The organism is Nocardia sp. FBN12, assembly GCF_054031145.1.
Genome location: NZ_CM132926.1, coordinates 5,939,767 through 5,960,099, shown reverse-complemented (window position 1 = coordinate 5,960,099; position 20,333 = coordinate 5,939,767). Strand labels below are relative to the sequence as shown.

Here is a 20,333-nt window from a genome sequence, read left to right as displayed (position 1 = left end):
TACGTATGACAACGAAGGCCCGCCGCGCGATGTTGTCCGCGGCCGCACTGGCCACGGTCGCCATCACCACCGGCTGTGGTTTCACCGTGGAGGATCTGCCGCTGCCCAAGCCGGGCACCGGCGGTGAGACCTACACGCTCCACGCGAAGTTCGAGAACGCGCTGAACCTGCCCGACCAGGCCAAGGTGAAGGTCGGTGGTTCCGATGTCGGCGTCGTGTCGTCGATCAAGACCAAGAACTTCCAGGCCGAAGTCGACATGGAGATCAACACCGACTTCAAGCTGCCCAAGGGCAGTACCGCGGAGTTGCGCCAGGCCACTCCCCTCGGTGACGTCTTCATCTCGCTGAGCCAGCCGAAGAACGCGTCGGGCGCGGGCGACATGGTCGAGGGCGACACGTTCACCCTGGAAGCCACGTCGGCGGGCGCCACCGTGGAAGAGCTGCTGGTGTCGGTGTCGATGCTGTTCAACGGTGGTGGTGTCGCCAGCCTGAGCAGGCTCGGCACCGAACTCGGCTCGATCCTCAACGGGCACGGCGGTGAGCTGGGGCATCTGATCTACGAGATGACCGGCGTGATCGGCGAATTGAACGCCAACAGCACCAAGGTCGACTCGGTGCTCACGGAGTTCAACACCCTCGCCAACACCATCGAGGCCAACAAGGGTCAGCTCGGCCAGGTGGCCGACACGCTGCCCCAGGCCATCGGCGCGATCGCCGAGAACAACCGGGCGATCGGCGATCTGCTCGCCAAGCTGGCCACCGCCACCGGCGCGATCGGTGACTACTCCAACACCACCGGTGACCAGCTGTCCGAACTGCTCACCAATCTCGACAACCTGATGAACGCGCTGGCCGCGACCGGCGACGACTTCGGTTACGTGATGGATCAACTGCACGCGATCCGTCCCGGTGCCAACCAGACGATGAAGGGCAAGAGTCTGGCGCCGTACGCGACGCTGACCAACCTCGATGTCGGCCTGCTGACCGACCCGGCGAACAGCAAGCTCTGGGACATGAAAGACGTGAACGATTTCGTCGGCAGCTTCATCCAGGTGCTGCAGGTCGTTCAGGGCCGAGTGGGAGGCCACCGATGAGCAGACTGAAAAAGTTCGCGAGCAGCAAGATCCTGCTGGCGAACTGCGCACTGGTGGTCGTGCTCATCCTCGGTGGGACCTACCTGCTGATCAACGTGATGCGGGTGAATCCGCTGCGCTCCGAGTACGACGTCACCGTCAACCTGGACCGCTCCGGCGGTCTGCAGCCGGGCAACGACGTGACCATGCGCGGTTTCCGGATCGGCAAGGTCACCTCGATCGAACTGATCAACGACGGCGAGGCGATCGCCGCCAAGACCCGGATCGACAAGGACTTCAAGATCCCGGTCGACACCATGATCCAGGTCGCTGCCCTGTCGGCGGCGGGCGAGCAGTACATCGACTTCCGCCCGAAGAGCGATGTCGGCCCGTTCCTCAGCGACGGCGCGGTGATCAAGTTCAGCCCGGAGCAGATCCAGACACCGGTTCCGGTGTGGGCCGTGCTCGACGACACGAGCGCGCTGATCGCCCAGGTGAATCCGCAGCAGTTCGACGTGATCCTCGACGAGCTCGACATCGCGCTCGGCGCCGGTCCCGATCAGCTGCGCGGCCTCATCAACGGCGTCAGCCTGGTGGTCGCGGGTCTGGACAACCTGCTCCCGCAGACGGTGAATCTCATCGCCAACCTGCGGGTGATCGCCGAGACCACCTCGCACGCCCAGCCCGATCTGCAGACGCTCACCCAGAATTCGGGTGCGCTGCTCACGCAGTTCAACAATGCCAATGCCGAGCTGCAGGGCGTGCTCGACAACGCGCCGGGTCAGTTCGAGTCGCTCGGCGCGGTGCTGGACAAGACGGCCGATCCGATCAGCTCGCTGGCGGCCAACTTCGTGGCCATCACCAAGGCGGCGCAGCTGCGTACGCCGGCCATGCGGGTGCTGTTCCCGTCGCTGGCGCTGGGTCTCGGTGCGATCGGCGCTCCGGCGCACGAGGGTGAATTCCACACCATCATCGACATCTGGCCGCGTCCGACGTGTAACTACGACACCGAGTACCGGCGCAACGAAGAGGTCCAGGACGGCAGTATTCCGAAGTGGAACTACTGCACCAACCCGAGCGCCGACCTGCAGATCCGTGGTTCGGCCAACGCCCCGCGCCCGAACGTGCCCAACAACGGCGCCCAGATGCCACCCGGCGTCGACCCGAGGGAACGGACGCCCATTCCCGCGAAGTGAGTGCTGCCCGGCCAGGCTGTTCACAGCTTGACCGGGCATACTCGCGGGGAGACGTGTGGCCCGGCTCACGGGCCACACACCGGAAATCGGTGCGATATGTGCGCCGGGAAAGAGCAGGATTGATTCGATGACCAGCGACGATGCCCAGAGCAAGTCCGATGCTGCCGCGGCAGACAAGCCCGATCTGGCCAAGGCCGACGACACCGTGAAGGGTGCGGCGGCGACTCCCGAGGTCGATCAGCCGACTGTCAAGGCACAGACCGTGAGCGAGGCGCCGGCGCCGGCCGCCCCGAGCGCGGCATCGAGCTCGACGGGCTGGATCGCCGCGGGTGTGGCCGGTGTGGTCGCGGTCGGCGCGATCACCGCGGGTGTGGTGTTCTTCCTGCAGAACAGCGACAAGGCCGAGAAGCTCGACGCCATCGCCGAGTCGACCAAGGCAGCCTGTGATTACGGCGCCATCCTGGCCAACTACGACTACTCCAAGGATCTCGACGGTTACATCGCGTCGATGAAGGCGGGCGCCACCGGCGACTACCTCAAGGAGTTCAGCGATGCCAGCGAGGCGCTCAAGGGCGCCATGGTGCAGGCCCAGGTCAAGTCGACCGGCGAAGACGTACAGTGCGCGTACATGTCGGGCAGCACCGACGACGTCAAGGCCATGGTCACCATGACCCAGTACCGCACCAACTTCACCCAGACCGAGCCCGACCGGATGATGTTCGCGATCGAGATGAGCCTCGAGCGTTCCGGTGACAAGTGGCTGGTCAGCAAGCTGGACTCGCCGCTGCTCAAGAACGGTGGTGGCGGCGCTGCCGGTGGGACCGCGCCCGCGCCCGGTGAGGCGGTGCCCGCTCCGGCTCCGGCTCCGGCGCCTGCTCCGACACCGGGGAACTGATCCGGTAGGACAACAACCGAAACGCCGCGGGCAGATTCATCGCCCGCGGCGTTTCGTTGTGCGGTCCCACTCCGGTCGCACCGCGCCTAGAACAGGGTGAGAGTCCCTGCCACTGGCGCATCGGATGCGACCGACTTCCCTGTGGAGACCGTGTTCATGGGGGCGGGTGCCGCGGGTTCCCGGCGCTGGAGCCTCGCTGGTTCCGGCACGACGGGCGCGGGCTCGCGGCTGAGATCCGGGTTCTCACGGACCGCCCTGGCCGCCTCGCCTGCCAATTTGTCGGCCTGTTCGTTGAAATAGTTGCCCACATGGCCGCGTACCCAGCGGAAGCGCACCGGTCCTTCGCGACCGGTGATGGCGCGGTCGATCTGCTTGATGATCTCGACGTTCTTCACCGCGCCGCCGGTGGAGGTGCGCCAGCCGTTGCGGCGCCAGCTGGTGATCCATTCCGAGGCGCACTTGATGGCGTACTGGGAGTCGCTCTCGATGAGCATCGGTTCGGCGCCGGGGTGGGCGAGGATGGCCTCCAGCACGCCGCGGAGTTCGGCGATCTGGTTGGTGCCGCTGGCCGCGCCACCACTGTCGGCGGGACCGGCATGATTCACCCAGGCCCAGCCGATGGCACCGCCGGGATTGCGCAGGCAGGACCCGTCGGTGCTCACGATGATCATGACCGCCACCCTAGGCGATGCGGCCGACAAGATCGGTACCGTGGAATGCCTCTATCTCCCTTCGCAACCGCGATTCCGTTCGGCGCAGTGCCGATCTCGCGGCCGCGTCAGCGAGGCCGAGTCGGTGGCACAGGCGGGCGAACATGCCGCGTGGTGGTGGATAGTCGGCTTCGGAGGTCAGCACCGACCGTTCGTAGCCGAGTGGATCGAATCGCAGGGTAACGGTTCCGTATATCCGCCCACGCAGGGTATACCCGATCACCGCATTGCGCCGATATTCGGTGATTTCCACCGACGTGCGCAGCGGAATCACCCCGAACAACCGGACTTTCACCGCGAACGCGGCGCCCAGCCCCTGATCCGGTTCGCCGAGCGACGCGACATCGGTGACGCCGAACATCCACCGCGGTCCGTGCCGGAAATCCTCGGCATAGGCGAAAGCGGCGTCGACCGGTGCGCCGACGTCACACGCAAACCTGATGTGGCCCATCGGCCCTCCCTGCTCCGGATGGGTTTATCGCCCATGCGTACAGGACCTAAAAGTACTACAAATCTCCTGTTTATTTGGCGGAATAGAGTTGTTCGACGAGGTATTCCGCGATCGGCATCGCCGAGGTGGCGGCCGGAGAAGGCGCGTTGAGCACATGGATCGAGCGCGGCGTGCGTTCGATGAGAAAGTCGTGCACCAGCGTGCCGTCCCGGAGCACCGCCTGCGCTCTGATACCCGCGCGGTACGGGAGCAGATCGGCGGTGGTGAGTTCGGGGCAGTACTTGCGGCATTGCGCGAGGTAGCCGCGCTTGAACACCGAATTGCGGAGCTCGCGGACGCCGGTGGTGAGGTGCTCGCGGGCCACCCGGCGCACGCCGGCGAAGCTCAGCACGTCGATGGCGTCGCGCCGGTTCACGCTGCCCTTGCGGTAACCCTCTCTCGACAGCCCGAGCACCGCGTTCGGACCGACAGTGAGTTCGCCGTCGATGGTGGGGCTCAGGTGGACGCCGAGAAACGGCAGCGCGGGGTCGGGCACCGGATAGATCAGCGTGCGCACCAGATCCGACCGCTCGGCGGGGAGCCGGTAGTACTCGCCGCGGAACGGCACGATGCGAAAGTCGGTGTCGATCCCGGCCTTTCGAGCCATCCGGTCGGCCTGCAAACCCGCGCAGACAATCAGCGTGCTCGCGGTGACGGCACCGCGCGGACCCGAAACCGTGACAGCTGAGACATTTTCGGTGATCGCGTCGACCTGGGTGTCGAGCCGGATCTCCCCGCCCATCGCCCGGATCTGCGCGGCCAATACGGCAGTGATCTTCGGGTAGTCGATGATGCCGGTAGCGGGTACGAAAAGCGCTCCGACACCGGTGATCCGGGGTTCGCGCCGATGCAATTCGGCCGCATCGATCGCCTCGACCTCCACCCCGTTGGCGATCGAGCGCTCGTACAGCGCGAGCATCCGCGCGTGTTCGGCGGAATCGGTGGCGACCAGCAACTTTCCGCATTCACGGAACGGAATGTCATGGGCCGCGGCGAATTCCTTGGTCCACTGCGCGCCGGCCCGGCACAGTCGCGCCTTCAAACTGTCCGGAGGGTAGTAGATCCCGGAGTGGATGACGCCGCTGTTGTGCCCGGTCTGATGCGCGCCGAGCGTGGACTCCTTCTCGATGAGCACGAGGGTGGCATCGGGATACGCGGTCAGCAGCCGGTGCGCGGTGGCCACGCCGACGATGCCGCCGCCGACCACGCAGAAGTCGTACGCACCGCTCGAGGTGCCGCGAGAAGTCACACGCCGACGGTAGTCGGCACTTCCTCGGTCGGCGACCGCGGCGCCTCGGCTTGATCGGCGGCGGGCTCGGTCACCGTGGGCTCCGTGGCTGCCGGTGTTTCGACTCGCTCCACCCGTAGCGTGTGGCTACCGAGCGCGGGGTCCGACAGCACGAACACCAATTCCCCACGGCGCGAGTCGAACTCGGTGTGCAGTGCGGTGACTGCGGCCGGATCAGGCGCCAGGCCGAGGTATTTCGCCGCCACCGTCACCAGGTTGGTGTCCACGGTGAACGCGACGGTGTCACTACGGGCGGGCTGCACTTGCGCGCCGACATACGTGCCGCCGATCCCGACCCGTCCGGCCAGCGGCGAATTGCCAGGTCGCGCACCGACACCGGACTGCAGCGCGGTGATCGGCGTGCGCGTCGCGGCGACCTCCGACCGTTCGGTGGACAGCGTCGGCGCCCCGAAGGACATGGCCAGCTCGACGCTCCCGCGTGGTGCGGAGTCCTCGATCGAAAAGGGCCGGTGGTGGCCGGGATTCGGCGGCGCGGCCGGTCCCGCGTAGTCCTGCGCGGGCGGCGGCGCGAGTTCCGGCATGTGATTGACGATGTAGGCGCCCGCGGCCACGGTGAGGCAGAGGCTGGCAGCGCCGGAGCAGACGATCGCGGACAGGCGCACGATCTGGCCAGGTCGATGTGCGGTCACGATGCGGTTCCCTCCTGCGGGTGTGGGTATACCCAGACGAACGGGCCCGCATCGTTGAAAGCCACGTGCTGATACCCACGGTACCGAGTACCGCGCACGCGGGGCGCCTCACACCGCTGAGATCAGAGCCACATCCGAAACGATGCCGTATCACTCCTAGTCGGAGTGTGTTTTCGGGTGGGTAAGTGTTTCTCACACCGGGTAAGGGGTACCTGTAGGGGGCAGGCGAGCGTCATTCACGACTGCCACGGCAGGTCTACCCCCGGCCAATGATGTCCGGGGCAGTCGGCACGAATGGCGCTCAGGGAAGGGCGCTCGCCTGTTCGGGGCCTGGTCAGGTGAACTGGCCGGGTTCGCGGCCTTGTCCAGGGGGGCCCGCGAAGGCTTGGGCGATGCCTAGCCAGTGGTCGGCGTCGGGGCCCTCGGTGCGTAGGGCGGTGTCGGCGCGGTGTCGGCGCTGGGTGGTGATCAGGCAGAAGTCGACCGCGGGGCCGGTGACGCGCTGGGGGGCGTCTTCGGGGCCCCAGGTCCAGAGCGTGCCGTCGGGGGCGGTGAGTTCTACCCGGAATTCCTCTGCCGGGCCCGATTCGCCGTTCACCATGTAGGCGAAGTTCCTGGTGCGGACGCTGATGTGGGCCACGGTGCGCAGGCGGGTTGTGGGGACGCGGGTCACGCCGAGCGCGTCGGCGACGTCCTGGCCGTGCGCCCAGGTTTCCATGATCCTGGCCGAGATCATCGACGCGGCGCTCATCGGCGGGCCGAACCAGGGCAGTTTGGTGCCCGCGGGGACGGCGGCCAGCGCGGCGATCAGCCGTTCGCGACCTGCCCGCCAGCGAACCAGCAGGTCGGCGGGCGGGGTCTCGGCGATTTCCTCGGCACCTTCGTCGACGACGGTCAGCACCCGCGGCGCGGCTTCGGCGACGAACGCGGCGAAGGCATCGGCATCGGTCGCGGCGATCACCGAAACCTCGTCGGTCCAGGTCAGGTGGGCGATCTGGGTGGCGATGTCCCAGTGGGGGGCGGGTGTGGGCGTCTGCCACTGCTCGGGGGTCAGCGGTGCGACCAGGTTTTCGAGATCCGCGCATTCGGCGGCGAAATCGTCGAGCAGCGCTGCGAGGTCAGCCATGGAATCCCTTGCCGATCATGGCGCGACCCGGTACCGGTGCGCCGTCGTCACCAAGAGTCGCAGCGACCATCGAAAAATGCAAGCACGCGTGCTTGTTATTACCAGCCGAAGGTCAACAGGTGCAGCGCACCGACGCCGATGCCGAGCGCGCCGCCGTGCAGGTACAGCAACCACGCGTCCTGTTCGACCGACGCGTAGAACATCTCCATGAACTCGCCGGGCGTCAGTGTCCGTAGCTTGCGCGCGGCGAAGTCGTCGATCTTCTTCGCCTGTTCCAGCACGAACTGCTCGTCGGAGATCATCGTGCGCGCCGAGATCAGCCCGGCACCGGCGCCGGAGACCGCCAGATTCTCGAACTGGCGCTTGCCCAGCGCGGCCCGCACCATGAAGGCGGTAGCGCCGAGCTGCTTGTGGATCTCCTCCGACACCACCCGCTCGATGAGCTGGCGGGTCTTGTCCCCGTTCGGCCCTTCCAGCAGCTCGTTGGACAGGTTCTCCACGGTCAGCACCTGGTAGGCCAGGATGTGCGCGAGGTCGGTGGCGGCCTGCGGCTGACGTTTGGCCAGCAGCGCCTGGCGCCACAGGTACTTGTAGCGCGGCTGCGGGTCGCCGGGTTCGAACACCATCTTGATCGCGATCACGTTCACCGTCACCCCGATCATGGCCGAGGCGAACAGCACGATCACCCAGGCCGGAATCGCCCCCCAGTAGGGAATGCTCGAGTGAATATGCAGGTAGAGAGCGAGAACGAGCCCGAACGGCGCACCGAGCAGCCCGATCCGCGCCATGAACTTGAGCTCCGGCGCGGCGATGGTGGTGGTCAGGTCCTTGAGGATGGCCGGGTTCTGCTCGAGGTACCTGATCACGAAGTTCTTCACATCGAGCAGCTGGTCGATGGTGTCGCCCAGGCTCTCGAACGCGCGCCGGCACAAGGCGGGCAACTGCCGGTCCACCCGCTGGTAGATGGCCTGTTTCACCGGTCGCGGCAGCGAACGCCACAGGTCGGGGTTCTCCCGGTTCATGATCTCGTCGACGATCGGCGCCACTTCGTCGCGCGCCCGCTCGGCGAGATAATCGCCGATCCCGTCGAGGTCGAGTTCGTGGATGAAGTCGCGCGGACTGCCGATCCGCATCAGCGCCTTGTCCACGCAGATGCTGGCCATCTTCTCCGAGCGCGCCGGGATGAACCCCTGAAAGCCCAGCTTGCGCCCATCCCCGGAAAACGTCGGCAGCACCTGCACCCGCCGTGGCAGATACGGGTACAGCACATGCAGCATCGGTACCCGGAAGCCCTTGAAATACAGCGGCCAGAACAGCATCAGCACGCCGGTCCAGTTGGTGAGCCATCCCGCGAGCGCACTGAAAATCGGAAAACTGATCAGCTCGACCACAAACTTCGACTGCCCCGTCAGATCTTCCCAGTCGATGAAGAGTCCGGAGGCCAGTGTGGTCATCGAGGAGCCCCCTAGTGCTGACGCGCGAAAAAATGTGCTGACGTGAGGATAAGGCAACCACATAAGCACCGGTCGTGACGGGGTGTCCACCGATTCGGGTGCGTCCGGCGACCGGGTTGCCGGCCCTCGGCGCTAGGCTGGCATGGCTGTCGATTTGGTCACCGAGTTCTTCCCGCCGCCTGTGCAAAGGGAGTCGCCGTGAGCAGTGTTCCGCAGAATCATTTCGAGCGTCCGGTCGCCGTGATCGGGGGTGGGACGCTGGGCAGACGGATTGCCCTGATGTTCGCCACCAGGGGCGGTGAAGTGCGCATCATCGATCCCGACGGTGAGGTCGGCAACGCGGCCGTGACGTTCGTGGAGAAACAGTTGCCCGAGGTGGCTGCCACGGTGCCGAACGGCAAGGTGGGGACCGCGGAATATGTGCCCGATCAGGCGATCGGTGTGAAGGGCGCGTGGCTGGTGGTCGAAGCGGTGCCGGAGATTCTGGACCTGAAGAAGAAGGTCTTCGCACAGCTCGACGCCGATGCCGAAGCCGACGCGATCGTCGCCTCGAACTCGTCGTCGTATGCGAGCCGGTTGTTCACCGAGGGCTTGCGGACCAACGACCGGATGCTCAACACCCACTTCTACATGCCACCGCAGTCGACGGTGCTCGACGTGATGTCGGACGGGAACACCTCCCAGGACGTCCTCGACTTCGTCCTGAAGACCTTCCCGGAGTACGGCGTACACCCGTTTCTCGTGCGCAAGGAGTCGACGGGCTTCATCTTCAACCGCATCTGGGCCGCCATCAAACGCGAGTCGCTCGAGGTCGTCTACGAGGGTGTGTCGGTTCCGGAGGACATCGACGCGATGTTCATGCAGAATTTCGGCACCAAGGCCGGCCCGTTCCGGATGATGGACCAGGTGGGTCTGGATGTGGTGCTCGATATCGAGCAGCATTACGAGCAGGAGAACCCGAATCTGCCGAAGGGCCCGGTCGAACTGCTGAAGAAGTATGTCGACGCGGGCAAGCTCGGGGCGAAGACCGGCGAGGGTTTCTACAACGACTACCCGAAGCCGAAGTAGGGCACATGACCGAAATAGTGGCGTTGGACATCAAAGCCGGTGTGATGCACGCTGTTTCGCTCGACGGCAAGCAGGTGCGCACGGTGGTCGACGGCCTCGGCCGAGTTCCCGACGGTGTCGTCGTCGACAAGCTGCGCGGCCATATCTACTGGACCAACATGGGCACACCCGACGCACGCCCCGTGCCGGGCGTCGAGCCGGAGTTCTTCTCCCGCAACGGTTCCATCGAACGCGTCGACCTCGACGGCGGCAACCGCACCACGATCGTCGCGATCGGCGCCTTCACCACCGGCAAACAGCTCGCCGCCGATTTCGAAGGGGGCAGGCTGTATTGGTGTGATCGCGAGGGCATGCAGGTCCTCACCTGCGATCTCAACGGTGACGACCTCCATGCCCTCGTGGTAACCGGCGACGACAGTGCCATCGAGCGCGACTGGTGCGTCGGCGTCTGCCTCGACCTCGACCGCCGCCTGCTGTACTGGACCCAGAAGGGCGCGGCCAAGGCCGGTGACGGCCGGATCTTCCGCGCCCCGTTGGATCTGCCTCCCGGTGCCGACCCCGCTGCCCGCACCGACATCGAACTGCTCTGGGAAAACCTGCCCGAGCCGATCGACATCGAACTCCACGTCGGTGATCTCATCTGGACCGACCGCGGCGCCGCCCCCCACGGCAACGCCCTGTACACAGCCGAGGTCCAACCGGAGGTGGGCACCCCGGCGATCCTGTCCACCGGGTACCACGAGGCGATCGGGGTGACCGGTTTCGATTCCCGCTTCTATGTGAGCGATCTGGGTGGCACGATCCGCCAGGTCGATGTCGGGACCGGCATCGATACCGACCTCGTCCGGATCGGTAGCCCGCTCACCGGCATCGCGCTGGCCGACCTGTAACGAGGGCACCCGTAGCAGGGCCGCGGGTGGTGCCTTGATCACGTCGTCCGAGAACGCGCGCCGTCAGGCGGGGAAAGCTACAGTGGCCGGGTCGTGTGATGTTGTTCTCGAGGTGGAGTCAAGCGCCGAGAACCGCGGCGCCAGCCGCACAACACGCAGCTCGTGTTCGGAGGAACCACCCCGCTATGCAACCGCTAGGCCCGAACGATCCTCGGCGGATCGGCGATTACCGCCTGCTGGGTGTGCTCGGTGCGGGTGGCATGGGCAAGGTGTATCTGGGGCGGAATCCGGGTGGCCGCACCGTCGCGGTGAAGGTGATCCGTCCTGATCTGATCGATCGTGAATTCCGCGCGAGGTTCCGTCGCGAAGTCGCGGCCGCGCAGAGCGTCGGCGGTGCTTTCACCGCACCGGTGCTCGACGCCGATGTCGATGCCGAGGCGCCGTGGCTGGCCACCGGGTACGTCGCCGGGATCTCGTTGACCGACGCGGTGACCGAATTCGGGCCGTTCGCCGAGCCCTCGCTGGTGGCGTTGGCGCGCGGGCTCGCCGAAGCGCTCGTCGCAGTGCACGCGCCGGGCATCGTGCACCGTGATCTGAAGCCGTCGAATGTGATGCTCGCGATCGACGGGCCCAAGGTGATCGATTTCGGGATCGCCAGGGTGATCGCGGATTCCGCCCTCACCACGACCGGGAAGTTCCTCGGCTCACCGGGTTTCATGTGCCCCGAGCAGGTGAGCGGCGAAACCCTCAGTCCCGCATGTGATGTCTTCGCCCTCGGCGGCGTCCTTGTCTTCGCTGCCTCGGGCCATGGCCCCTTCGGTACCGCCGAGGTCATGCAGATGCTCTGGCGCATCGTCTACGAGGAACCGCGCCTCGACGGACTCCCCGCGTCGCTGCGGCCGTTGGTCGAGTCCTGTCTCGCCAAGGATCCCGCCGCCAGACCGACACCACAACAAGTCCTTTCGGAACTGGCCGGCATCGGCGCCCCCGAACGCGCCGGTTGGCTACCGCCACAAGTAATAGGACACATCAGCGCTGCCGCCGTCCGTCTGCTCGACTTGGATTCAGGCCCCGCCGACCCACCGCATCCGGGCACCACCGCGACCGCCGCACCGGGCTGGTCGACCGCGACCTCAGCTCCGAACCTGCCCACCGCGAGCCCGCCGCAGAGCTTTCCGACCGGCTCGTCCATGCCGAACGTCACCTCGCCGACTCCTTATAGACAACACAGCGGATTCACGACCGATCCATCCCGGACATCCGAGCGAGCTGCCACCTACGCCGGATCGAATTCCAGTGCGCGGAGCAGCGAATTCACCCCGCCGCCCCTTGTAGCACCGCACAACCACGCCGCCACGCCCACGCCGCCACGCACCACCGCACCGCGGCGCACCCGCACCCTGCTGATCGCCGCGGGGGTCACAGTCGCGCTGGCTGTCGGGGGCGGCGCCTATCTGATCGGCACCCAGCTGAACGCCGAGTCCACCGGCGGAATGCGCATCTCCATCGGACCGACCACCGACGCCGCTGATCCGACCGTCACGGATCCCACCGAGCCCACATCGACCGACACCGCATCGGGCGCGAACACCGTCCCGGCCGCCTTCGTCGGCAGCTGGACGGGCCGCGCCGCCGACGGTCTCGTCCAATTCGACATCGAACTCACCATCGCCGAAGGCGCGGTAGGCCAGGAACTCGCCGTGGCCGCCAACACCGGCACCCTCGCCCGCGAGCGGTGCGAACGCGCGGAGACCCTCACCGCCGCCACTGCCGACCGGCTGACCTTCCGCGCCAGACTCACCAGCGGCCCCGGCTGCGCCGATCAGGGCAAGCCGTCGACGGCCACCCTGCGACCCGACGGCACCCTCGCCTACGAAACCCCCAGCTTCTTCGGCGGCACCATCGCCGGCACCCTGCGCAAAGGCTGACGATGCACTCCCACCGAACTGGAACAGGTTGCCGCCGGATAGCCCGCGGGTGCCTCGGCGCGAGCGCACCCGGTCGTTTGTCCAGTAGCAAACCTCTACGTGAAACGCGATGTCACGCCGCAGACGGGAACCGCCGCGAGTTCATACCCGCAGGTAGCGTCGGTCTCGCAAACTCTGCCGTTGCGATCTGGGTCACTAATATGTCAAACTCTCGCCCACACTGTGAAGCCAGTCGGTCTCACAATGTCTGGAAAGGGAGTCGATTGAGCAGGCGGCAGGTGAGCGAAGTTGCCACCGTCCCGACGGCTGCCCGGATGTCAGTCGAACGTGACCAGCGCCAGCGCCGCGCCGGTGAGCAGATCGACCAGCTCGTCGACGGGTGGGCGCGTCTCGCGCAGCAACCACTCGTGCGCCACACCCGTGACCGCCCCGGTGATCAACGCGGTGGTCAGCTCGGCGTCGCCACGCAACCGCACGCCCACCTGGCTCAGCGCGCCCTCGATCAGCGCCGACCAGGCATGTCTGCGGGTCCGGCGATGGTTCTCCATCCGATCGCTCACCCCGACCACCTCGATCAGCGCCACCTGCGCGCGATACGGGTCAGAGCCGAGCGACTCCAGGTACGCGCCGAAACCGGCCCGCAGCGCGAGCTGTGGATCGGTCGAGCCGAGCGCTACCAGCGCGGTGCCCACCGCGGCCGCCGCGTCGTCCTGGATTCGGTCGTAGGCCGCGAGCAGCACGTCTTCGCGGGTCTCGAACTCCTCGTAGAACTGCCGCTTGGACAGGCCCGCCGCCGCGCACACCTCGGCGAGCGAGCACGTGGCGTATCCACGTTCGGCGAAGATTCGCGTCGCTGCTTCCAGGAATCGCAGTCGCCGTTCGGCTTTACGCGCGACGACCGTACGACCCCCATACCGCCTGTCCGCTGTAGTCACCTCTCCAAAGTATCTGAAACCCGGGATAACACTGACCTTTCCGGGTCGCTTCATCTATCCACCGAACAAAGGACGGCCGACCAGTGCTGAGCACCCGAGCATCGCGGACCGCATTGTCCGCCCTCGTACTAGCGGCGGGTGCGGCACTCGTGGCACCCACGCCAACGATGGCTGCCCCGCAGTCCGCCGCGACACAGCCGAGTGTCCCTGCCATCGCCGAGAACGTTCCCTCGGGGACGCTCGCTGCGCTGGCACCGACGATCGTAGGCGCCATCTCCGCCCCCGGCCCCATCGCCGACGGTGGACAGGCCGCGATCCTGGCTCAGGCGCGCGTGCTGCTGGCCACGCCCGGCATCCCCGCGCAGGTCAAGGCCACCCTCGAAAGGGTCATCACCTTCCTCGACGGCAGTGGCGGCGGCGGTCCCGACCTGCCGCCTTCGGACGGTCCGCGCATCGCGCAGTTCCTCTACCCGACCATCGGCAAGGGCTGCATCGGCCCGACCTCGGATTCCGTCGGCACCGCGCTGGCCGTCCCCGGCCCGGCGCAGCTGCCGCCGCCCGGACCGGCCGCGGGCCAGACCGGCTTCGTTTTCACCGCGCTCGGCACGAAAAGCGCTACCGCCGTACAGAATCCACCGATGACGGTGCAGTGGGTCAACCTCGACAACCGTCGCACCGGCACCCAGCCGCTCACCACCGCGGCGGGTATCAACCCCGATGGTCCGGCCACCCTGTCCGCCATCGCCGACACCGGCCCCGGCCGGGTCGCCGCCGTGATCACCGGCTCGCTCACCACGGCCACCGCCGATGGTGACCGCACCTGCTCGTTCGCCCCGACCCTCGGGTTCTTCTCCGTCGGCTGAGTCTCGCACCACGCAATTGGAGTTCGATCTATGAAGTTTGTCGTCCCCGGCCTGGTCAGCGGCCTGGCCGGCGCGGTCATCGGGGTGATTGCCGTTCTCGGCATCACCGCGGGCGCGCAACAGAATTCGATCCCGGCGCCCGAGGAGTCCGGTGACCCGGGCTCGTCGCTGCTGGGCAACGTGCAGTACGGCTCGCGATGAGCAACGTGCGCAGGCTCATCGCCTGCATCCTCGTCGGCCTCGGCGCGCTGCTGCTCGCCGCCTCGATCATGATCCCCACCTACACGGTCGGCAAGGTCGCCAAGACCCCGCTCGACCTGCGCATCACCACGATCGCCAAGAGCGTGCCCGGCGAGGAAAGCCTGGTGCTGGACGCGAAGTCGCTCACCGCGACCGAGGGCGCTGCCAAGGTGAACACCAACGTGCCGCTCGTTTCCCAGCGCTTCCTGACGGTCGAGGAGCCCTCGGGCGCCGACGAGATGACCGTCCAGGCCGGCCAGACCCTGCGTCGTGACGACCAGGACCCCAAGGACGGCCTGCTCACCGCCTCGGTCGACCGCGTCACCCTCGACCGCGTCACCGGCGCGCCGATCGACGCCTCGCCCAACGGTTCGATCGCCGTGGCTCAGGACCCCAAGTCGGGTGCCGCGATCCCCACCGAGCAGCAGCGTCGCGGTCTGCAGTACCGCTTCCCGATCGGCACCGAGAAGAAGTCGTACCCGTACTTCGACCTCAACGCCCGCGCCACCTACGACATCGATTTCATCGAGGAGTCGGAGATCAACGGCGTGCCGGTCTACCACTTCCGGCAGACCATCCCGGTGACGAACATGTGGGACGTCGTCCAGCACCCGTCCCACAAGCTCGCGCTGCCCGCCGCCAAGTGGGGCCTCGAGGGCACCGAGCCGGTCACCATGACCCGCTTCTACACCAACACCCGCGACGTGTGGGTGGAGCCGAGGACCGGCGCGGTCCTCAAGGGTGGCGAGAGCCTGCACATGTACTACGGCCGTAGCGCCGAGCAGGTGGACGTCAACATCCTGAAGTCGCACCTCGTCTTCGACGAAGAGACGATCGACGCCCAGATGGCCGTCACCCAGGAGAGCTTGGACAAGCTCGACCTGTTCGGCAAGACCCTGCCGATCATCCTCGGCATCCTCGCCGCCCTGTTCCTCATCGGCGGCGCGGTCCTCGGATTCCTGAGCGCCGGCTCCACCTCGGGCCGCCCGTTCGATCCCCCGACCGAGCGGATTCGTTCCTCGAACCTGTAAGGCCACCACCTCGGCCTCCCGGTCCTCAACCCGGGACGCCCTTCCACCACCTCGGCCTCCCCGGCCCTCAACCCGGGGAGGCCGAGGTCGTTTCGGTTCAGGACAGGAGTAGGCGCACCCGGGCTGCTTCGCGGGTGAGGTGGTCTCGCTCCGGCACGGTGGTGGCCGTGCGGGATGCCTCGGCGTAGAGGGTGGCGGCCTGCTCGAGCTCGCCCGCGCGTTCGAGCAGGTAGGCGCGAACCGCGGTGTGGCGCGGCAGTTCCGGGTCGAGTTCGGCCAGGGCGGCGAGTCCGGCGCGGGGTCCGTCGGCCTCGCCTACCGCGACCGCGCGATTGAGGCGGACTACCGGGCTGTCGGTGCGGGCGAGCAGCTCGTCGTACCACTCCACGATCTGTACCCAGTCCGTTTCGGCGGTGCTCGGGGCGTCGGCGTGCAGGGCGGCGATCGCGGCTTGGGCTTGGTATTCGCCGAGTCGGTCACGGGCCAGCGCTGCCTGCAGAATCATCACCCCTTCGGCGATCAGGGTTGTGTCCCACCGGGATCGGTCCTGATCGGCCAGTGTCACCAGGCGCCCGCCCTCGGTGCGTGCGGCGCGGCGGGCGTGGTGCAGCAGCATCAGCGCGAGCAGTCCCAAGGCCTCGGGTTCGCCGGTGGCGGCGGCGAGCTGGCGGGTGAGCCGGATGGCTTCGGCCGCCAGGTCGAGGTCGCCGCTGTAGCCCTCGTTGAAGACGAGGTAGAGCACGCGCAGCACGGTGGCCGGGTCGCTTGGCCGGTCTAGCGGCAAGCCGGTGATGCGCTTCTTGGCTCGGCTGATCCGTTGCGCCATAGTCGATTCCGGCACGAGGTAGGCCGTCGCGATCTGCCGCGTTGTCAGACCGCCGACCGCGCGCAAGGTCAACGCGACGGCCGAGCCGGGCGACAGCGAAGGGTGCGCGCACAGGAAATACAGCCACAGCGTGTCGTCGGTAGCGGGCACCGGCCCGGCTTCGGGCTCGGCATCGACCGCGAATTCCCTTCCCCGCCTAGATGTTTCGGCGCGCGCCGCGTCGAGGAACTTTCGCCAGGCGACGGCGACGAGCCAGCCCTTCGCATCGCGCGGTGGATCGTCGGGCCAGCTTTCCAGCGCCCGGATCAACGCCTCCTGTACCGCGTCCTCGGCCGCGGCGAACTCGGCCCCGCGGCGGACCAGGATTGCGATCACCGCGGGGACCAGCTCGCGCAGCAGCGCCTCGTTCATTCGGTCACCGTGGGCAACTCCGTGTAGAACGGCCGCAGTTCGAGCCATTCCTGCACCGGCTTCCCACCTGCGCCCGGTGCCGCCGACAGCTCCCCGGCCAGTTCGAGCGCCCGGTCGTAGGTCTCGACGTCGATGACCATCCAGCCGGCGATCAGGTCCTTGGTCTCCGCGAACGGCCCATCGGTGATCGGCGGGCGACCCTCGCCATCCGAGCGGACCCACGTGCCCTGGGTGGACAGCGCCTGACCGTCGACGAACTCGCCGGTCGAGCGCAGGCGATCGGCGAAATCCGTCATGTACCGCACATGCGCGGACACCTCGTCCGGCGTCCACTGATCCATCGGCGCGTCGTTGACCGACGCGGGCGCGCCACGGTAGTGCTTGAGCAGCAGGTACTTGGCCATGATGTTCTCCTCGGTTCGTGTCCTTCGTGGGTTGTACCCCTGGGACGGAGCCACCCACGCGTTCTCGACATCCACGGCAAAAGAATTTCGATCGATTATTTTCGCCGTGAGTGAACGACGCCACCTGCAGGAACAAACCACCGGGGGTCCATGTTGAGTCAGCAAAGCTCAACTTTGGAAGGGTCGACATGACTTCAGCTCAGAACCTGCCGGTGCTGTTCCTGACCGATCCGATCGTGCTGCCGGGCATGGTCGTGCCCATCGAATTGGACGAATCCGCGCAGGCCGCCATCGATGCCGCGCAGGCGGCCAAAACCGGCTCGGTGCTGGTCGCGCCGCGCCTCGACGAGGGGTACGCCTCCTACGGCGTCGTCGCCACCATCGAACAGGTCGGCCGGATGCGCGGTGGCGCGCCCGCGGCCGTGTTGAAGGCCGAGCGCCGCGCGCGGATCGGGCACGGGGTCACCGGGCCGGGTGCCGCGCTATGGGTGGAGGCCGAACTCGTCGAGGCCGTCGAGCCCGACGAGCACACCACCGCGCTCGCCGCCGAGTACAAGAAGCTGGTCGTCGCCGTGCTGCAGCGGCGCGAGGCCTGGCAGATCATCGACATCGTCAACCAGCTCGACGACGTGGAGGCCATTGCCGACACCGCGGGCTACGCGCCGTACCTGTCCGACGATCAGAAGCGCGAGCTGCTCGAGACTCCCGATGTCACCGTGCGGCTGACCAAGCAGATCGCTTGGATCAAAGACCACATCGCCGAGGTGGAGGTCACCGACAAGATCTCCGAAGACGTCCGCGACGGCATGGAGAAGAGCCAGCGCGAGTTCCTGCTGCGCCAGCAGCTCAACGCCATCCGCAAGGAGCTCGGCGAGGACGAACCCGACGGCGCCGATGACTACCGCGCCCGCGTGGAGAACGCCGACCTGCCCGAGAACGTGCGCGCCGAGGCGTTGCGCGAGGTCGGCCGGTTGGAGCGCGCCAGCGACCAGAGCCCGGAATCCGGCTGGATCCGCACCTGGCTCGACACTGTGCTCGAACTGCCCTGGACGGTGAAAACCGAAGACAGCACCGATGTTTCGGCCGCTCGCGCGGTGCTCGACGCCGACCACCACGGTCTGGAAGAGGTCAAGGACCGGATGGTCGAGTACCTGGCGGTGCGTTCGAGGCGGGCCGCGCGTGGTCTCGAGGTCGTCGGCGGACGTGGGTCCGGCGCGGTGCTCGTGCTGGTCGGTCCGCCCGGTGTCGGCAAGACCTCGCTGGGTGAGTCGGTCGCGAAGGCCCTGGGCCGCAAGTTCGTTCGCGTCGCCCTTGGCGGCGTGCGCGACGAGGCCGAGATCCGTGGCCACCGCCGCACCTACGTCGGCGCGCTGCCCGGCCGGATCGTGCGTGCGGTGAAGGAGGCGGGTTCGATGAATCCCGTTGTCCTGCTGGACGAGATCGACAAGGTCGGGTCGGACTTCCGTGGTGATCCGGCCGCGGCCCTGCTCGAGGTCCTTGACCCCGCGCAGAACCACACCTTCCGCGACCACTACCTCGACCTCGACCTCGACCTGTCCAACGTCCTGTTCATCGCCACCGCCAACGTCATGGACACCATCCCCGGTCCCCTGCTGGACCGCATGGAGCTCATCACCGTCGACGGCTACACCGAAGCCGACAAGGTCGCCATCGCTCGCGACTTCCTGGTCCCCCGTCAGCTGGAGCGCAATGCGCTGACCGCGGAAGAGGTTTCGATCACCGACGCGGCATTGCGTGAGGTCGCGGCGAACTACACCCGCGAGGCCGGGGTTCGTCAGATGGAGCGGCTGGTGGCAAAAGCCTTGCGCAAGGCGGCAACTCGCCTGGTGACGGGCGACGCACGCGTCGGCGCGGACGCTGGGCTCGGCAACGCTGCGCTCGACAAGGACACCGCGCTGGTCGACAAGGGCTCGCTCGGTGAGGGCGCGGTGCTCGGCTACGACCCGGAACTCGGGTACGACAACGTCATCGACATCGAATCCGGCCCACAACCGGCCGGTCAGGTGACGAGCTTGACAGTCGACATCGACAACCTCACCGACTACCTCGGCCGCCCCCGTTTCACCCCGGACTCGATGGAACGCACCTCGGTCCCCGGCGTGGCCACGGGTCTCGCGGTAACCGGTGCGGGCGGTGACGTGCTCTACATCGAGGCCAACGGCGCCGAGGGCGAGCGTTCCCTCACGCTCACCGGCCAACTCGGCGACGTCATGAAGGAGTCGGCCCAGATCGCCCTCACCTACGTGCGCTCGCACCTGGAGGAAATCGGCATCGAACCCAAGGTCCTCGACCGCAACATCCACATCCACTTCCCCGCGGGCGCAGTTCCCAAGGACGGCCCATCGGCAGGCGTCACCATGGTCACCGCCCTGGTCTCCCTGGCGCTGGGCCGCCCGGTCCGCGGCGATGTCGGCATGACCGGCGAGGTCACCCTCAACGGCAGCGTGCTGCCCATCGGCGGCGTGAAACAAAAGCTCCTCGCCGCCCAGCGAGCCGGCCTGAAGACCGTCTTCATCCCGGCCCGCAATGAACCGGACCTCGACGAAGTCCCCGCCGAGGTCCTGGCCGCCCTGAATGTCCGCCCCGTCGCCGACGTGGCAGACATCCTGGCCTACGCCATCGAACCGATCGCCGAACCCGCCGCCGAAAGCAAGCCTTTCGCCGTCAGCGCCTGATCCCAACCGGCAACGGGCCGTGTGCACATCGCGCACGGCCCGTTGGCCGTGCCTTGACAGTTCCGTTTACCGGCTGACTGTCGGCGGGAGTTCCGGGCCGTTGACGGTGACCACCGTCAGCTGGTCGGTGTCGTAGTTGTCCTGGTCGTCGTCGAATTC

At 67.1% G+C, this 20,333-nt stretch carries 19 protein-coding genes; 10 read left to right on the top strand and 9 right to left on the bottom strand.

All coding sequences use genetic code 11. The features are described from left to right. Positions 1-5 precede the first annotated feature (5 nt). The 3 genes from ACWZHB_RS28160 to ACWZHB_RS28150 all read left to right on the top strand — a co-directional run bounded on the left by ACWZHB_RS28160 (position 6) and on the right by ACWZHB_RS28150 (position 3,164). Positions 6-1,094 (top strand): MCE family protein, encoded by a 1,089-nt coding sequence (locus ACWZHB_RS28160; protein WP_427904791.1) that lies wholly within the window; start codon positions 6-8, stop codon positions 1,092-1,094. Beyond that, positions 1,091-2,269, top strand: coding sequence for an MlaD family protein (locus tag ACWZHB_RS28155; protein WP_427904790.1), 1,179 nt, complete (start codon positions 1,091-1,093; stop codon positions 2,267-2,269). Before ACWZHB_RS28160 ends, ACWZHB_RS28155 begins: the two co-directional genes overlap by 4 nt. A 127-nt stretch (positions 2,270-2,396) precedes the next feature. After that, positions 2,397-3,164 carry a hypothetical protein gene (locus tag ACWZHB_RS28150; RefSeq protein WP_427904789.1) on the top strand — a complete coding sequence of 256 codons (768 nt, stop codon included), beginning with the start codon at positions 2,397-2,399 and terminating at the stop codon, positions 3,162-3,164. Between the two features lie 86 nt (positions 3,165-3,250). Here ACWZHB_RS28150 and ACWZHB_RS28145 read toward each other — a convergent pair whose 3' ends face one another. The 6 genes from ACWZHB_RS28145 to ACWZHB_RS28120 form a co-directional block, all read right to left on the bottom strand. Further along, positions 3,251-3,835 (bottom strand): ribonuclease H family protein, encoded by a 585-nt coding sequence (locus tag ACWZHB_RS28145; RefSeq protein WP_427904788.1) that lies wholly within the window; start codon positions 3,833-3,835, stop codon positions 3,251-3,253. Positions 3,836-3,845: 10 nt separating this feature from the next. Then, positions 3,846-4,325 carry an SRPBCC family protein gene (locus ACWZHB_RS28140; RefSeq protein ID WP_427904787.1) on the bottom strand — a complete coding sequence of 160 codons (480 nt, stop codon included), beginning with the start codon at positions 4,323-4,325 and terminating at the stop codon, positions 3,846-3,848. A gap of 70 nt (positions 4,326-4,395) precedes the next feature. Further along, entirely contained in the window at positions 4,396-5,613 is a 1,218-nt protein-coding gene (gene lhgO / locus ACWZHB_RS28135; RefSeq protein ID WP_427904786.1) for an L-2-hydroxyglutarate oxidase, read from the bottom strand. After that, a complete protein-coding gene (locus tag ACWZHB_RS28130) occupies positions 5,610-6,302 on the bottom strand; it encodes a hypothetical protein (RefSeq protein ID WP_427904785.1) in 693 nt (230 codons plus the stop codon). Before ACWZHB_RS28130 ends, lhgO begins: the two co-directional genes overlap by 4 nt. A 334-nt stretch (positions 6,303-6,636) precedes the next feature. Continuing rightward, complete coding sequence (locus ACWZHB_RS28125) at positions 6,637-7,428, bottom strand: TIGR03084 family metal-binding protein (RefSeq protein WP_427904784.1); 792 nt, start codon at positions 7,426-7,428, stop codon at positions 6,637-6,639. A gap of 98 nt (positions 7,429-7,526) precedes the next feature. Further along, positions 7,527-8,882, bottom strand: coding sequence for a hypothetical protein (locus ACWZHB_RS28120; RefSeq protein WP_427904783.1), 1,356 nt, complete (start codon positions 8,880-8,882; stop codon positions 7,527-7,529). A 279-nt stretch (positions 8,883-9,161) separates the two neighbouring features. On the opposite strand from ACWZHB_RS28120, the gene ACWZHB_RS28115 reads away from it, so the two are divergent. The 3 genes from ACWZHB_RS28115 to ACWZHB_RS28105 all read left to right on the top strand — a co-directional run bounded on the left by ACWZHB_RS28115 (position 9,162) and on the right by ACWZHB_RS28105 (position 12,768). Beyond that, positions 9,162-9,950: a 3-hydroxyacyl-CoA dehydrogenase family protein gene (locus ACWZHB_RS28115; RefSeq protein WP_427909325.1), complete on the top strand. Its 789-nt coding sequence runs from the start codon at positions 9,162-9,164 to the stop codon at positions 9,948-9,950. 5 nt (positions 9,951-9,955) lie between these two features. After that, positions 9,956-10,840 (top strand): hypothetical protein, encoded by an 885-nt coding sequence (locus tag ACWZHB_RS28110; RefSeq protein WP_427904782.1) that lies wholly within the window; start codon positions 9,956-9,958, stop codon positions 10,838-10,840. A gap of 185 nt (positions 10,841-11,025) precedes the next feature. Next, complete coding sequence (locus tag ACWZHB_RS28105; protein ID WP_427904781.1) at positions 11,026-12,768, top strand: serine/threonine-protein kinase; 1,743 nt, start codon at positions 11,026-11,028, stop codon at positions 12,766-12,768. Between the two features lie 317 nt (positions 12,769-13,085). On the opposite strand, the gene ACWZHB_RS28100 is transcribed toward ACWZHB_RS28105, so the two are convergent. After that, a complete protein-coding gene (locus tag ACWZHB_RS28100) occupies positions 13,086-13,703 on the bottom strand; it encodes a TetR/AcrR family transcriptional regulator (protein ID WP_427904780.1) in 618 nt (205 codons plus the stop codon). An 83-nt stretch (positions 13,704-13,786) separates the two neighbouring features. On the opposite strand from ACWZHB_RS28100, the gene ACWZHB_RS28095 reads away from it, so the two are divergent. The 3 genes from ACWZHB_RS28095 to ACWZHB_RS28085 are packed head-to-tail and all read left to right on the top strand — an operon-like array spanning position 13,787 to position 15,837. Further along, entirely contained in the window at positions 13,787-14,566 is a 780-nt protein-coding gene (locus ACWZHB_RS28095) for an Rv1157c family protein (protein ID WP_427904779.1), read from the top strand. 30 nt (positions 14,567-14,596) lie between these two features. Continuing rightward, complete coding sequence (locus tag ACWZHB_RS28090; RefSeq protein WP_082844323.1) at positions 14,597-14,767, top strand: DUF2613 domain-containing protein; 171 nt, start codon at positions 14,597-14,599, stop codon at positions 14,765-14,767. Beyond that, positions 14,764-15,837 carry a DUF3068 domain-containing protein gene (locus ACWZHB_RS28085; RefSeq protein ID WP_427904778.1) on the top strand — a complete coding sequence of 358 codons (1,074 nt, stop codon included), beginning with the start codon at positions 14,764-14,766 and terminating at the stop codon, positions 15,835-15,837. The genes ACWZHB_RS28090 and ACWZHB_RS28085 overlap by 4 nt, the downstream gene beginning before the upstream one ends. Positions 15,838-15,934: 97 nt before the next feature. On the opposite strand, the gene ACWZHB_RS28080 is transcribed toward ACWZHB_RS28085, so the two are convergent. Together ACWZHB_RS28080 and ACWZHB_RS28075 are read right to left on the bottom strand one after the other, a co-directional pair. Continuing rightward, positions 15,935-17,074 carry an RNA polymerase sigma factor gene (locus ACWZHB_RS28080; protein ID WP_427904777.1) on the bottom strand — a complete coding sequence of 380 codons (1,140 nt, stop codon included), beginning with the start codon at positions 17,072-17,074 and terminating at the stop codon, positions 15,935-15,937. Beyond that, positions 17,071-17,478: a YciI family protein gene (locus ACWZHB_RS28075; RefSeq protein ID WP_427904776.1), complete on the bottom strand. Its 408-nt coding sequence runs from the start codon at positions 17,476-17,478 to the stop codon at positions 17,071-17,073. Before ACWZHB_RS28075 ends, ACWZHB_RS28080 begins: the two co-directional genes overlap by 4 nt. A gap of 188 nt (positions 17,479-17,666) precedes the next feature. Here ACWZHB_RS28075 and lon point away from each other — a divergent pair, with 188 nt between their 5' ends. Next, positions 17,667-20,174 (top strand): endopeptidase La, encoded by a 2,508-nt coding sequence (gene lon, locus ACWZHB_RS28070; protein WP_427904775.1) that lies wholly within the window; start codon positions 17,667-17,669, stop codon positions 20,172-20,174. Positions 20,175-20,333: the final 159 nt, after the last annotated feature.